Genomic DNA, 14867 nt, shown 5'->3' with positions numbered 1-14867 from the left:
GGACGGAGCGGGCGGGGGAGGCGCGTCGGGGAGGCGGGAAGTGGCCGTGGAGGGCCGGATTGGAACCAGGGCCCCGTCATCCGCGAGGATGGGTCCATGACCGCCCAGATTCTCGATGGCAAGGCCACCGCAGCCGCGATCAAGTCCGATCTGACCGTCCGCGTGGCGGCCCTGAGGGAGAAGGGCATCACGCCCGGCCTCGGAACCGTCCTGGTGGGCGACGACCCCGGCAGCCAGAAGTACGTCGCGGGCAAGCACCGCGACTGCGCCCAGGTCGGTATCGCCTCCATTCAGCGGGAACTGCCCGCGACCGCCACGCAGGAGGAGATCGAGGCGGTCGTCCGCGAGCTCAACGAGGACCCGGCCTGCACCGGTTACATCGTCCAGCTGCCGCTGCCCAAGGGCATCGACGAGAACCGCATCCTGGAGCTGATGGACCCGGACAAGGACGCGGACGGGCTTCATCCGATGAACCTCGGCCGCCTCGTCCTGAACGAGCCGGCCCCGCTGCCCTGCACCCCCAACGGCGTCCTGACCCTCCTGCGCCAGTACGGCGTGGAGATCAAGGGCGCCGAGGTCGTGGTCGTGGGCCGTGGCGTGACGATCGGCCGCCCGATGCCGCTGCTGCTCACGCGCCGCTCCGAGAACGCGACGGTGACGCAGTGCCACACCGGCACCCGCGACCTCGCCTCGCATCTGCGCCGGGCCGACATCATCGTCGCCGCGGCGGGCTCCGCGCATCTGATCCGCCCCGAGGACGTGAAGCCCGGGGCGGCCGTCCTCGACGTCGGCGTCTCCCGCAGCGCCGAGGGCAAGATCGTGGGCGACGTCCACCCCGGCGTCGCCGAGGTCGCCGCCTGGATCTCCCCGAACCCCGGCGGAGTGGGCCCGATGACCCGCGCCCAGCTCCTCGTCAACGTGGTCGAGGCGGCGGAACGCAGTGCCGTCTGACCGGGCCGCCACGGGGCGGGACAACGAGACGGACACGTCCGCGAGGGCGGACACCTCCGCGGACGCGGACGTCTCCGCGGACGCGGACGTCTCCGCGGGCGCGGGCACCTCCGCGAAGGCGGACACGTTGGCGAAGGGGGATGCCTCGACGACGGCTGACGCGGTGATGCGGGCCGAGGCTGCGGCGCGGGTCGAGGCTCCGGCGCGGGCTGAGGCTCCGGCGCAGGCCGACGCCGCGACACGGGTCGAGGCTGCGGATCAGAGCGACGGGGGGCGCCGGGAGGACGGCCGGGCTCGGAGCGAGGCCGGGGGCCAGGGTGCCGAGAGCGCCCCGGTCGTCCAGGACACCGAGTCGCAGGGGGCGTCCGCCTCCGGGGCATCCGTACCGGAACGGGAGCCGACCGGCGCCGAGCCGGAGGCCGGGCAGGCGTCGGCCGCGAAGCCGAGTGGCGCAGGGCGGCCCGGCACTGAGTCAAGTGGCGCCGAGCCGTCCGGTGTCGAGCCGGAGACCGGACAGGCGCCGGACGCGAAGCCGAGTGGCACGGAGCCGAGTGACGCAGAGCGGCCCGGCAGCGAGCAGAGTGGCGCAGGGCCGACCGGCAGCGAGCCGGAGGTCGGACGGACACCGGACGCAAAGCTGGCGGGCGCCGAGCCAGCCGGGGCCGAGCCGGAGGTCGGACAGGCGCGGACCGCGAATCCGACCGGCGCCGAGCCGAGTGACGCAGGGCCGACCGGCAGTGAGCCGACGATCGGGCAGGCGTCGGCCGCGAAGTCGGTCGGCAGTGAGCCGCGCCCCGTGCATGTTGGGGACGGGGGCTCCGGCGGGAACCCGACCGAGGGCGCCGAAGCCGGTGCCGATGCCGTGCGCGAGGGTGAACCCACCGTGCGGGACGCCGTCAGCGCGCCCGGACCGGACGGAGAGCCGCAGCGGACCACGCGCCGGTTTCCGCTGTTCACGCGGGACACCGCGCGGCCCGAGGGCGGTGGCAGGGCGGCTCCGCGCGACGCGCCCGCCCCCGCGCGTCAGTGGCCGATCCTCGCGGTCATCGGCACCGTCGGACTCGGTCTGCTGCTGACCGCGCTCGACGCCTTCAAGTTCGGCACCCTGCTGATCGGTCTCGCGCTGCTCGCGGGCGGCGTCATGCGCTGGATGCTGCCCGACGTGGGCATGCTCGCCGTCCGCTCCAGGTTCACCGACCTCGTCACGTACGGCGTCCTGGGCGTGACGATCGCGCTGCTCGCGATGATGGCGCAGCCCAACCCGTGGCTGGAGATCCCGTTCCTGGACGACACGCTGCACTTCACGATCAGGACCTAGCGAACGCGGTGCCGTACGACGAAAGCCCGCCCCCTCTCGCCGAGGAGGCGGGCTTCTTCGTGGACGGGAGCGGCGCCCGTCCACTCCCCCGAGCGAGGACGGGCGCCGCCTGGACTCCAGAGTCATGGACGTGCCAACGGCGGTTCAATGCCTGTCAGTCGCCTGTGGCACGGAGGTGACGGTTCCGGTACGTCCCACCCGTCAGGGCGCCGCCGAACGCCCTCGCACACCCTCGTGCGGTGCCGTGTGGCGTGCGTCCCGGGACGCGTCCGGTGGGAACCAAACCGCCGTCGGTGCCGTCACCCGGTCATAGCGGGGGATGTACGAGGAGACGGTGAGGGGGCGAGGAGAGGGATGAGCGCCTGGCAGCCACTGCCTGCGGACCTTCCGCCGGAAGTGGGGCACTTCGTGGAGCAGCTGCGGCTGCTCAAGGACCGTACGGGGCTCAGCCTGGTCGCCCTGGGCGAGCGCACGGCGTACAGCAAGTCCTCCTGGCACCGCTACCTGAACGCGACACAGCCCCCGCCCCGGCAGGCGGTCGTCGCCCTGTGCAAGGTCGCGGGGGCGGACGCCGAGCGCTTCGGCGTCCGCTGGGAGCTGGCGGTGCGGGCGTGGCCACGAACGGTGGCTCCGGCGGCGGCTCCCGCAGGCGTGACCGGGGGCGCGGGCATGAGCGCCGGTGCGCGCGGGGCGGCGGACGACGGCGGGTACGAGGACGACCCCACGGTCCCCTGGTGGGACCTGCTCGCCGAGACACCGGAACCGGAATCCGTCCCCGCCAGGGATTCCTGGCCCGCCTCGCACCGTCTGCTGCTCTACGCCCTCGTGCTCGTGCTCGTCCTGCTGCTGACCGCGGTGATCGGTGCCATCACCCTGGCGTGATCACACGTCGGAGTGACAGTCCGAGGGCTCGGGGCCCACGGGCTCGGCCGCGCCGGCCGCACGCCGCGACCTTCCACTGCGTACCGATCTTGACGTAGTACTTCCCGCTCAGCCGCTCGGACATGACGTCCCGCCGGTAGCCGCTGTACGTAACCTTGCCGCCCCGTTACGGGCCGTCGAGGAAGTCGTCTGCATGGCTGAAAGTCTCTCTTCCGGCGATGCCGTGGACGCCCTCCGGCTTCTCGTGTACCCGTTGCCACTCCGTGACCGAACGCGTCCGCCGACCGGCGATGCCGTCGATGTCGTACTTCGTGAGGGGGTGTTTCACGCCGTTGTCGCCCTCCATCCGGCGCCGTGACCCAGTTGTTGTACGGGTCGCCGGTGCCGTCGATGACCTGCGGAGAGGCGGTGGACCCGCACGTGGTCGCCGGGGGCGGGCCCTCGCGCCGGGCGCGGGTCCCGCGGTCGCCGTCCCGGTCACGACAGCGAGCGGTCGACGATTCGATCTGTCCCTGGTGCGCATGTGATCCCCCTGGCGTCGCGAGTGACGCAGGGGGTCGCGCATGTGTTCCCCACGTGTCGATGTGTTGACAAGTTCGAGGATTTACGCTGATCACCCCCGACACCAGGGATAACGTGGGCAATCGGGACGCTCCGGGACGTCCCGTGCGCTGACCAGGCGATCCCGTCGGCCGAGGGGGAAGTCGGTGGGACACTGGACCGCAGACCAACGGGCGTGCAACGGTGCATGCCCACAGGCCCGAATGCTCCCGTGCGCCCCCATCCCGGGAACTGAGATCCTTACTGTGCGCATCCCTGTGGGTAGCCAGAACGAGGACTCGGCAGAGGGCTTCACGCGCGGGAAAAGCCAGCATGTACGGGGGGAAAGAGGGGGGTAGCAATGCCTCGTTGGAGGGCCTTGCCGGATGAACTCGATCCGCAGGTCAGGGAGTTCGCCAGCCAGCTGCGCCGGTTGGTCGACCGTGGCGGACTGAGTGTCGCCGCCGTGGCCGACCGCACCGGGTACAGCAAGACGTCCTGGGAGCGGTATCTGAACGGCCGACTGCTCGCGCCGAAGGGCGCGATCGTGGCTTTGGCCGAGGTGACCGGGACCAATCCCGTCCATCTGACGACGATGTGGGAGCTTGCCGAGAGGGCCTGGAGCCGCTCGGAGATGCGCCACGACATGACCATGGAAGCGATCCGGATCTCCCAGGCGCGTGCCGCGCTCGGAGAGTTCGGGTCGACTCCGGCCAAGGGGGGACGGAACGGGAAGCAGGCGCGCGCCGGGGGTAGTGCGACGGGGGCGCCCACGCCGGGTATCGCGGGGCCTGCGGGGGTGGCTCCCACGGTGCCGCCGCAGACTCCGGTGCAGGGGGAGGAGCGGCGGACGCCGCACGGCGCCGGTGCAGGCAACGCCTCCGGCGGGGCCTCGGGTTCGCGCGGTGGCGGCTGGGGAGCCGTCGCCACGCCTTCGGGGGCGTCCGGGTCGGCCGGGGGGTACGGATACCCCGGGGGTCTGGGTGCGTCGAGTGCCGGTGCGTCCGGCTCCGCCGGTGTGTCCGGTGGTTCCGGTGCGTCGGGCCTCGGTCCGTCGGGTTCCTTCGGGCCGCCCGGCACGGCCGGTCCGGCAGGTGCGTCCGGTTCGGCCGGGGGGCCGCCTCAGGACGCGCGTCCGCGTTCGGGCGGTTCGCCCGACGGGAAGCGTGGGAAGCGGCGGCTCACGATGTTCCTCGCGGGGGTCGTGGGCGCGCTCGTGGTGATAGCCGCGGCCGTGTTCCTCACGGACGGCGGGGGCGACGACAAGGCCGGGAGCGACACCACGCCGTCGCCGACGCCGACCGCCAGCAAGGAGCTGCCGGCCGGTGTCGAGTGCTTCGGCGCGGACTGCGCGGGCAAGGACCCGGAGAACATGGGCTGCGGCGGCACGCTCGCGACGACGGTCGAGAAGGCCGTCGTCGGCACCGCCCAGGTCGAGGTCCGCTACAGCGAGACGTGCGGGGCCGCCTGGGCCCGCATCACCGCGGCGGGGCCCGGCGACGAGGTCCGGATCACGGCGGGCAAGGCTGCCGCCCAGACCGCCGAGGTCGACACGGACACCGACGCCTACACCCCGATGGTCGCCGTGAAGAACGCCACCGAGGCCAAGGCCTGCGCCACCCTGCAGACCTCGGGCGAGGAGGGCTGCACCAAGTAACAACAGAGGCTCACCGAACCAGAGCCTCAGCAGGTGCCCGCCTCACCAGAGGCGGGCACCTGTTTTTCCGGGGGCACCCGTGGCGCCTGAGGGGCGCGGGGAACTGCGCGACCAGCCCAAGACAACCCGCACGCACCCACCGGCCCAAGCCCTCCCCACGCGATCCAACCCGCCCCGCAACAATTCGCCGCGCAAGAGGAATGCCCTCCCCCCGCCGGGGCAGGCGAACCGTACCCCCACGGGAGTCCGGCGCCGCCCGGGAGGTTCCCCCGCCTCCCGGCCAACCGGCACCCCCACCAAGGCGGCCGTCGTCCTTCTCTCCCGGAACGACGGCCGCCTTCCCATGCCCCACGCACACCCCACCCCGTGCCCGAAACCCGGCTGAGCGCCGCGCGGAGCGCCCTGTGGGGCGGGCCACATCGGCCCCGGCCGTACGGGATCCCGGATGCGCGATAGCCTGACCGCTGGATCTCTCTTGACGCCAAGAGATCGATCATCGACACAGGTGATCGATCATCCCGGCGTCAGGGCAGGGGATCCCGTACCCCGGGGCAGGGACGCCCCACCGTCGTCAGCTGTCATACGGAGAACGCCATGACCCGCACTCCCGTGAACGTCACCGTCACCGGCGCGGCCGGCCAGATCGGTTACGCCCTGCTCTTCCGCATCGCCTCCGGCCAGCTGCTCGGCGCGGACGTGCCGGTCAAGCTGCGTCTCCTGGAGATCACGCCGGCGCTGAAGGCCGCCGAGGGCACCGCCATGGAGCTCGACGACTGCGCCTTCCCGCTCCTTCAGGGCATCGACATCACGGACGACCCGAACGTCGCCTTCGACGGCACGAACGTCGGTCTCCTCGTCGGCGCCCGCCCCCGCACCAAGGGCATGGAGCGCGGTGACCTCCTGGAGGCCAACGGCGGCATCTTCAAGCCCCAGGGCAAGGCCATCAACGACAACGCCGCGGACGACGTCAAGATCCTCGTCGTCGGCAACCCGGCCAACACCAACGCCCTCATCGCCCAGGCCGCCGCCCCGGACGTACCGGCCGAGCGCTTCACCGCGATGACCCGCCTGGACCACAACCGCGCGCTCACGCAGCTCGCGAAGAAGACGGGTTCGACGGTCGCGGACATCAAGCGCCTCACCATCTGGGGCAACCACTCCGCCACCCAGTACCCCGACATCTTCCAGGCCACGATCGCCGGCAAGAACGCCGCCGAGACCGTGAACGACGAGAAGTGGCTGGCCGAGGAGTTCATCCCGACCGTCGCCAAGCGCGGTGCCGCCATCATCGAGGCGCGCGGCGCCTCCTCGGCCGCCTCGGCCGCGAACGCCGCCATCGACCACGTGTACACGTGGGTCAACGGCACGGCGGACGGCGACTGGACCTCGATGGGCATCCCGTCCGACGGTTCGTACGGCGTTCCGGAGGGCCTCATCTCCTCCTTCCCCGTCACCACGAAGGACGGCTCGTACGAGATCGTCCAGGGCCTCGACATCAACGAGTTCTCCCGCGCCCGCATCGACGCGTCGGTGAAGGAGCTGGAGGAGGAGCGCGAGGCGGTCCGCGGACTCGGCCTCCTCTGAGCCGCACACCGAGCCGAGGCTCTTAGGGCCGAAGCCCAAGCCTGAAGCCGCCCCCGGCAGTTCCCGGGGGCGGCTTCTCGCGCACCACGCCGCTGTCCGGTAGGTACCTGCCCTCCCCTGTGCAGCAGGTCCCGGCCGATGGAACGAGCTTTCCGGGGCGGGTCGGACGGGGACAACAGCGCCGGGCCGTACGTCAGCCGGGCGGGACCAGGACCTTCTCGAACCAGTAACTGGCGTGCTCGTTCGCGTCGTACGCCGGGATCTCGACGTACCCGCTCGTGCGGTACATCGCGGCGGCCTCCTTGAGGACCTCGTGCGTGTCGAGGCGTACGACGTGATGCCCGCGCCGGGCGGCCGCATGTTCCAGGGCGGTCAACAGCCGCCGCCCGAGGCCGAGTCCGCGGGCGTCCGGGTGCACCCAGAGGTGCCGGATCTCGGCGGTGTCCGCGTCGAGTGCGCACAGCGCCCCGCAGCCGACGGCACGCTCCTCCTCGTACGCGACGAGGAGGACCGCGATCTGCTCCGGCGGTACGAGATCCGTGGTGGCGTATCCCTCGGGGAACCGCTCGTCGAGCTCGGCGGCGAAGCCGGCCAGGCAGGCGCGCGCGTCGGCCGACCGGGCGTCGACGGCCCTGACACCGACCGCGGCCAGCCGCAGCAGCCGCTCGGCCACCGTGACGGCCTCCGTCAGCCGCCCCCGCTGCTCCTCGCTCAGCCCGTCGAGCAGCCCCTCGGCGAGTCCGTCGGCCCGCCGGTTCTGCTCCGCGAGCTCCGCCCGCCCGGCCTCCGTGAGCTCCGCGAGCCGCAGCCTGCTGTCGGAGGGGTGCACGCTGACCCGGACGAGCCCCTGGCCCTCCAGCGCGCGCACCATCCGGCTCAAGTACCCGGCGTCCAGGCCGAGTCGGGTCCTCAGCTCCTTCAGTGACGCGCCGGTCCCGATCTCGAACAGCAGGCGCGCCTCGCCGAGCGGCCGGTCCTGCCCGAGGTAGTGATCGTCGAGCACACCGATCCGGCGGGTGAAGTACCGGTTGAAGCGGCGCAGGGTGGTCACGTGCTCCGCGGACACTGACGCTTTCACTGGCTCCATATTTCTTTGACTTTAGTCAAAGGACGGTCGGGTGTCCATGGGGGATGGCCAGGTGGTCATGGGTCGGGCCGGCCCCGCGTTTCGCACCTTCTGGTCTTCTTTCCGGTGATTTTTCAGTGACCCCGCGCACTATCCGTCACTGGTTGTGCATGCAAACCGGGTCCCGGGGCAGGTGCACTCGGCCCGCGAGAGTGACACGCGTGTGACACAGGGGCACGGAACAGGAACGGAAGGCAGCACCGATCATGTCGGGACACCAGGCGCAGCAGACGATTCACGTGGGCGGAGAGTGGCGTGCGGCCGCCTCAGGGGCCACTCGCGACATTCTCGACCCGGCGGACGCCAAGACGTTCGCCGTGGTCGCCGAAGGCGGCGTACCGGACACGGACGCCGCCGTCGAGGCCGCCCGGCGCGCCTTCGACCACGGAGAGTGGCCACACACGCCCGTCACCGAGCGGGCCGCGCTCCTGCGCCGCGTCGCCGACCTCCTCGTACGCGACCGCGAACAGCTCGGGCTCCTGGAGAGCCGGGACGCGGGCAAGACCCTGGAGGAGGGGCGCGTCGACATCGACTGTGTCGCCGACGCCTTCCGGTACTTCGCCGATCTCGTCGTCGGAGAGGGTGGCGGACGGGTCGTCGACGCCGGGTCGGACGACATCCACAGCGTCGTCGTGCACGAACCCGTCGGCGTCTGCGCGATGATCACGCCCTGGAACTACCCTCTGCTGCAGGCGAGTTGGAAGATCGCGCCCGCCCTCGCCGCCGGGAACACCTTTGTCGTCAAGCCGAGCGAGATCACCCCGCTGACCACGGTCGCCCTCATCGAGCTGCTGGTCGAGGCCGGTCTTCCCGAGGGTGTCGCCAACATCGTCACCGGGCCCGGCCACAGCGTCGGCGCCCGGCTCGCCGAGCACCCGGACGTCGACCTCGTGTCGTTCACCGGCGGGCTCGTCAGCGGTACGAAGGTCGCGCAGGCCGCCGCCGTCACCGTGAAGAAGGTCGCCCTCGAACTCGGCGGCAAGAACCCCAACGTCGTCTTCGCCGACGCCTGCGCCACGGAGGAAGGGTTCGACACCGCCGTCGACCAGGCCCTCAACGCCGCCTTCATCCACAGCGGGCAGGTCTGCTCCGCCGGCTCCCGGCTCATCATCGAGGAGTCCGTGCGCGAGCGCTTCGTCGCCGAACTGGCGCGGCGGGCCGAGCGGATACGGCTCGGCCGCGGCACCGAGGACGGCGTCGAGTGCGGACCGCTCGTCTCCGCCGACCAGCGCGAGAAGACCGAGTCGTACGTCGCCTCCGCGCTCGCCGAGGGCGCGGTGCTGCGAGCCGGCGGCGCCCGCCCCGAGCCGTCCGCCGAGCGGCCCGCCACCGGCTACTTCTACGAGCCGACCGTCCTGGACCAGTGCCACCGAGACATGCGGGTCGTCCGGGAAGAGGTGTTCGGCCCGGTCCTGACCGTCGAGACCTTCCGCACGGAGGACGAGGCCGTCGCGCTCGCCAACGACACGGAGTACGGGCTCGCGGGCGGCGTCTGGACCGCCGACGCGGGGCGCGCCCGGCGCGTCGCCGGCCGGCTGCGGCACGGCACCGTCTGGATCAACGACTTCCACCCCTACCTCCCGCAGGCGGAGTGGGGCGGCTTCGGCAAGAGCGGTGTGGGGCGCGAACTCGGGCCCGCGGGGCTCGCCGAGTACCGCGAGACCAAGCACGTCTACCAGAACCTCGCGCCGAAGCCCGTCCGGTGGTTCGCGGGCTGACCCCCGCCCCGTACCACCTTCGACTCCCCGGACTCCCCACCGCACAAGGCACCTTGGAGCGCCACGCCATGCCTGAACACGCCATGCCCGAAGAACAGAACACGTACGACTACGTCGTCATAGGCGGCGGCACCGCGGGATCGGTCATCGCCTCCCGGCTCACCGAGAACCCGGACGTCACCGTCGCCGTCATCGAGGGCGGCCCGAGTGACGTCGACCGCGAGGACGTCCTGACCCTGCGGCGCTGGATGGGCCTGCTCGGCGGGGAGCTGGACTACGACTACCCGACGACCGAGCAGCCGCGTGGCAACTCGCACATCCGGCACAGCCGCGCCCGTGTCCTCGGCGGCTGCTCCTCGCACAACACGCTCATCGCGTTCAAGCCGCTGCCGTCCGACTGGGACGAGTGGGAGGCGGCGGGCGCCAAGGGCTGGGGCGCGGTACCGATGGAGGCGTACTTCCCGCGGCTGCGCAACAACATCGTGCCGGTCGACGAGAAGGACCGGAACGCCATCGCCCGCGACTTCGTCGACGCCGCGCAGTCGACGCTCGAAGTGCCGCGCGTGGAGGGCTTCAACAAGCAGCCGTTCACCGAGGGCGTCGGCTTCTTCGACCTCGCGTACCACCCGGAGAACAACAAGCGGTCGAGCGCGTCGGTCGCCTACCTGCATCCGTTCATGGACGAACGGCCCAACCTCCACATCCTCCTGGAGACGTGGGCGTACAAGCTGGAGGTCGACGGGACGCGCGCCTGCGGTGTGCACGTACGCACCAAGGACGGCGAGGAAGTCCTCGTCAAGGCCAGGAACGAAGTGCTGCTGTGCGCCGGCGCCGTCGACTCACCGCGGCTGCTCATGCACTCCGGCATCGGGCCGCGCCAGGACCTCGAAGCGCTCGGCATCCCCGTCGTCCACGACCTGCCGGGCGTCGGCGAGAACCTGCTCGACCACCCCGAGTCGGTCATCGTCTGGGAGACGGACGGGCCGATCCCCGAGAACTCCGCGATGGACTCCGACGCGGGCCTGTTCGTGCGGCGCGACCCCGAACACGCGGGCCCGGACCTGATGTTCCACTTCTACCAGGTCCCCTTCACGGACAATCCGGAGCGCATCGGCTACGAACGCCCCGCGCACGGAGTCTCGATGACCCCGAACATCCCCAAGCCGCGCAGCCGAGGCCGCCTCTATCTGACGAGCGCCGACCCGGCGGAGAAGCCCGCCCTCGACTTCCGCTACTTCACGGACGAGGACGACTACGACGGCCGCACCCTCGTCGACGGCATCAGGATCGCCCGCGAGATCGCCAAGTCCGAGCCGCTCGCGCACTGGCTCAAGCGCGAGGTGTGTCCGGGGCCCGACATCACCGGCGACGAGGAACTCAGCGTGTACGCCCGGTCGGTGGCGCACACCGTGTACCACCCGGCGGGAACCTGCCGCATGGGCGCCTCCGACGACCAACTGGCCGTCGTGGACCCCGAGTTGCGCATCCGTGGCCTCGAAGGCATCCGGATCGCCGACGCGTCGGTCTTCCCGACCATGCCCGCCGTGAACCCGATGATCGGGGTGCTCATGGTCGGCGAGAAGTGCGTGGACCTGCTGGGAGGCGATGCGTGATGAGTACGTCGACCGATGTTCAGAACACCGCTGCCGAGCGCGCGGATGCCGGGCACACGAGTGCCGGGGGCTCGGGTGCCGATCCCGTTTTCGCCGTCGACGGGCTGTGGAAGGTCTTCGGCCCCAAGGCCGACCGTGTCCCCGCCGACCCCGAGCTCGCGGCCCTCAGCCCGGCCGAACTCCGGTCCCGTACCGGCTGCACGGCCGCCGTCCGGGACGTGAGCTTCGATGTGCGCAAGGGCGAGGTCTTCGTCGTCATGGGCCTGTCCGGCTCGGGCAAGTCCACGCTCGTACGCTGTCTGACGCGGCTCATCGAGCCGACGGCCGGCTCGATCGTCATCGACGGCGAGGACGTCCGCGCGATGGACAAGGCCCGGCTGCGCGAACTGCGCCGCCACCGCGCCGCGATGGTCTTCCAGCACTTCGGCCTCCTGCCGCACCGGTCCGTGCTCGACAACGTCGCGTACGGGCTCGAGGTCCAGGGCGTGGGCAAGCGCGAACGCCGCGAGAGGGCGCAGGAGGTCGTCACCAAGGTCGGCCTCGAAGGCATGGAACAGCGGCGTCCCGGCCAGCTCTCCGGCGGTCAGCAGCAGCGCGTCGGACTGGCGCGGGCGCTGGCCGTGGACCCCGAGGTCCTGCTGTTCGACGAGCCGTTCAGCGCGCTCGACCCGCTGATCCGGCGCGACATGCAGGAGGAGGTCGTCCGGCTCCACCACGAGGAGGGCCGCACGATGGTCTTCATCACCCACGACCTGAACGAGGCCCTGCGCCTGGGCGACCGCATCGCCCTCATGCGCGACGGCCGCGTCGTCCAGCTCGGCACGCCCGAGGAGATCGTGGGCTCGCCCGCCGACGACTACGTACGCGAGTTCGTACGGGACGTGCCGCGCGAGCAGGTCATGACGGTACGGCGGGCCATGCGGGCCGCGTCCGCGCAGGAGGCGGGCGAGGGCCCGGCCCTCGCGCCCCAGGCCACGGTCTCCGAGGCCATCGAGGCGGTCGCGCGCACCGGCCAGACCGCCCGCGTGGTGGACCAGGGGCGCTGCCTCGGAGTCGTTGACTCGGACGCGCTGCTGGGGGTGGTGGCGGGGACGGGTGGACAGTTCGCCGGGTCGGCCACCGATGCGGCCATCGATACGGCCGACGGCTCTGCCGGTGGTTCGGCTGCCGGTTCGGCCGGTGGTTCGGCTGCCGGTTCGGCTGCCGGTCCGAGGGCCGGTTCGGCCACCGATGAGGCGACTGGTGAGGCCGCTGGTTCGGGTGCCGATTCGGGGCCGGGTACCGGTTCGGCCGCGCCCGCTCGCGGCAAGGGCGACGGCACGGCCGCGCCCACTCGCGAGGGGGCGGCCTGATGGCCACGATCACCGCGGCCGCTCCCCGGAGCGGTCTCCCCGGCTTCCTCAGGCACCCCGCCACCGGCAAGCTCCTGCTGCTCGCCGTCGCGGCGGCGGTCCTCGTCCCGCTGGCCGACGCCCGCTGGGCGAGCGGCAGTTGGCCGAACGCCCTCACCGTCGACCTCTCCGAACCCCTCGGCAGGGCCAGCGACTGGGTCATCGACAACCGCGACAGCCACCCGCTGTTCCTCTACTTCTTCGGGTACGTCTCCAACGCGGTCGTCCTCTCCGTACGCGCCGTCTACCTCGTCCTGCTCGCCGCCGGCTGGGCGGGCGTCACGGCCGCGGCGGCACTGGTCGCCTGGCGGGTCGCGGGGGTACGGCTGGCGCTCGGCACGGGCGCCGCGTTCCTGGCCTGCGGGCTGCTCGGCATGTGGATCCCCACCATGCAGACGCTCGCGCTGATGGTGGTCGCGGTCCTCGCGTCCGTCGTGCTCGGCGTGTTCCTCGGCCTCGCGGCCGGGCTCTCCGACCGTACGTACCGCGCGCTGCGCCCCGTACTCGACACCATGCAGGTGTTCCCGGCCTACGCGTACCTCCTGCCGGTCGTCCTCGTCTTCGGCATGGGTGTGCCGGCCGCGGTACTCGCCACCGTCGTCTACGCGGCCCCGCCGATGGCCCGGCTCACCGCGCTCGGTCTGCGCGGCGCCGACGCCGGGGTGATGGAGGCCGTCGAGTCCCTGGGCACCACGGCTCGGCAGCGGCTCCTCACGGCCCGTATCCCGCTCGCCCGCAAGGAACTCCTCCTCGGCCTCAACCAGACGATCATGATGGCCCTGTCCATGGCCGTCATCGCGTCCGTCATCGGCGCGGCCGGTCTCGGTGACCGCGTCTACCAGGCGCTCGCCTCGGTCGACGTGGGCGCGGCGCTCGCCGCCGGCATCCCGATCGTGCTGCTCGCGGTCGTCCTCGACCGGGTGACGGGCGCGGCGGGAGCGGTGGGAACGGACGGAACGGGCGGCGAGGGGCTCGGCAGAAGCAGCGGATCCCGCTGGACCCGTTTGACCGGTTGGACCGGTTGGACCGGTTGGGCCTACGCGGCCGTCGTGGCCCTCGCCGTCGCGGTCGCCGGACGTCTCACCGGCCGTCTCGACTGGCCCGAGGCCTGGCTCGTGAACATCGCCGAGCCCGTCAACAGGGCCGTCGACTGGATGACGGACCATCTCTACTCCGGCGTCCCCTACGTGGGTGGCACCGCCGACTGGGCGGGCCACTTCACCACCTGGGTCCTGGACCCGATGCGGGACGGCCTGCAGTGGCTGCCCTGGTGGTCGGTCCTGCTGATCGTCGCCGCGCTCGCCTGGCTGATCGGCACCTGGCGCACCGCGCTCACCGCCGTCCTCGCGATGGCCGCGATCGGCGTGCTCGGCGTCTGGGGGCCGTCCCTCGACACGCTGTCGCAGGTCCTCGCGGCCGTGGCCGTCACCCTGGTCCTGGGCTTCGCGACCGGCATCGCGGCGGCCAGGAGCGAGCGCTGCGAACGCGTGCTGCGTCCCTTCCTGGACGTCTTCCAGACGATGCCGCAGTTCGTCTACCTCATCCCCGTCGTGGCTCTGTTCGGCGTGGGCCGCGCCCCGGCGGTCGCCGCCGCGGTCGTCTACGCCCTGCCCGCCGTCGTCCGCATCACCACGCAGGGCCTGCGCCAGGTCGACCCGGCGGCCATGGAGTCCTCGCGCTCGATGGGCGCGACGGGCTGGCAGCAACTGCGCCAGGTCCAGTTGCCGTTGGCCCGTCCCGCACTGCTGCTCGCGCTCAACCAGGGCGTCGTCCTCGTCCTCGCCGTCGTCATCATCGGCGGCCTGGTCGGCGGTGGCGCACTCGGCTACGACGTCGTGTTCGGGCTCGCCCAGGGCGACCTCGCCACGGGTCTGGTGGCCGGCGCGGCGATCGTCTGCCTCGGCCTGATGCTCGACCGCGTGACCCAGCCGACGGACCGCCGCACGAAGAAGGGAGCCTGAGATGCGTACGCGCATACGTCGTAGGACCGGCACGACCGGCACGTCCGGCACGTCCGGTATGACCGGTGGTACGCGCATGACGGGCGCTCTGGCCGTCGGCTGCTCCCTGCTGGTGCTGACGACGGC

At 71.9% G+C, this 14867-nt stretch carries 11 protein-coding genes; 9 read left to right on the top strand and 2 right to left on the bottom strand.

Annotation, left to right across the window (positions count from 1 at the left end; translation table 11 throughout):
- The first annotated feature begins 96 nt into the window (after nt 1–96).
- From JEQ17_RS18630 to JEQ17_RS18620, 3 genes are all read left to right on the top strand, one after another.
- On the top strand, nt 97–951 hold the full coding sequence (locus JEQ17_RS18630; RefSeq protein WP_200396294.1) for a bifunctional methylenetetrahydrofolate dehydrogenase/methenyltetrahydrofolate cyclohydrolase: 855 nt from the start codon (nt 97–99) through the stop codon (nt 949–951).
- An 862-nt stretch (nt 952–1813) separates the two neighbouring features.
- The gene (locus JEQ17_RS18625) at nt 1814–2269 is read left to right on the top strand and encodes a DUF3017 domain-containing protein (protein WP_234048737.1); all 456 of its coding nucleotides are present in this window, start codon (nt 1814–1816) and stop codon (nt 2267–2269) included.
- Between the two features lie 354 nt (nt 2270–2623).
- Nucleotides 2624–3151 carry a helix-turn-helix domain-containing protein gene (locus JEQ17_RS18620; RefSeq protein WP_200396293.1) on the top strand — a complete coding sequence of 176 codons (528 nt, stop codon included), beginning with the start codon at nt 2624–2626 and terminating at the stop codon, nt 3149–3151.
- A 166-nt stretch (nt 3152–3317) separates the two neighbouring features.
- Here JEQ17_RS18620 and JEQ17_RS18615 read toward each other — a convergent pair whose 3' ends face one another.
- Entirely contained in the window at nt 3318–3479 is a 162-nt protein-coding gene (locus JEQ17_RS18615) for a hypothetical protein (protein ID WP_200396292.1), read from the bottom strand.
- Nucleotides 3480–4052: 573 nt separating this feature from the next.
- On the opposite strand from JEQ17_RS18615, the gene JEQ17_RS18610 reads away from it, so the two are divergent.
- Entirely contained in the window at nt 4053–5348 is a 1296-nt protein-coding gene (locus JEQ17_RS18610; RefSeq protein ID WP_200396291.1) for a helix-turn-helix domain-containing protein, read from the top strand.
- Between the two features lie 594 nt (nt 5349–5942).
- Complete coding sequence (locus JEQ17_RS18605) at nt 5943–6932, top strand: malate dehydrogenase (protein ID WP_200396290.1); 990 nt, start codon at nt 5943–5945, stop codon at nt 6930–6932.
- 193 nt (nt 6933–7125) lie between these two features.
- Here JEQ17_RS18605 and JEQ17_RS18600 read toward each other — a convergent pair whose 3' ends face one another.
- Nucleotides 7126–8019, bottom strand: a complete 894-nt coding sequence (locus JEQ17_RS18600) for a bifunctional helix-turn-helix transcriptional regulator/GNAT family N-acetyltransferase (protein WP_200396289.1) — start codon at nt 8017–8019, stop codon at nt 7126–7128.
- Nucleotides 8020–8264: 245 nt separating this feature from the next.
- Between JEQ17_RS18600 and JEQ17_RS18595 the strand changes: the two genes are divergently transcribed.
- From JEQ17_RS18595 to JEQ17_RS18580, 4 genes are all read left to right on the top strand, one after another.
- On the top strand, nt 8265–9776 hold the full coding sequence (locus JEQ17_RS18595) for an aldehyde dehydrogenase family protein (protein WP_200396288.1): 1512 nt from the start codon (nt 8265–8267) through the stop codon (nt 9774–9776).
- 83 nt (nt 9777–9859) lie between these two features.
- A complete protein-coding gene (locus tag JEQ17_RS18590) occupies nt 9860–11389 on the top strand; it encodes a GMC family oxidoreductase (RefSeq protein WP_200401574.1) in 1530 nt (509 codons plus the stop codon).
- Nucleotides 11389–12741, top strand: coding sequence for a quaternary amine ABC transporter ATP-binding protein (locus tag JEQ17_RS18585; protein WP_325176268.1), 1353 nt, complete (start codon nt 11389–11391; stop codon nt 12739–12741). Before JEQ17_RS18590 ends, JEQ17_RS18585 begins: the two co-directional genes overlap by 1 nt.
- Nucleotides 12741–14741 carry an ABC transporter permease gene (locus JEQ17_RS18580; RefSeq protein ID WP_200396287.1) on the top strand — a complete coding sequence of 667 codons (2001 nt, stop codon included), beginning with the start codon at nt 12741–12743 and terminating at the stop codon, nt 14739–14741. Before JEQ17_RS18585 ends, JEQ17_RS18580 begins: the two co-directional genes overlap by 1 nt.
- Nucleotides 14742–14867 lie beyond the last annotated feature (126 nt).

This window comes from Streptomyces liliifuscus, assembly GCF_016598615.1.
GTDB classification, from domain to species: Bacteria; Actinomycetota; Actinomycetes; order Streptomycetales; family Streptomycetaceae; genus Streptomyces; species Streptomyces liliifuscus.
This window is presented reverse-complemented; position numbering and strand designations above follow the sequence as displayed.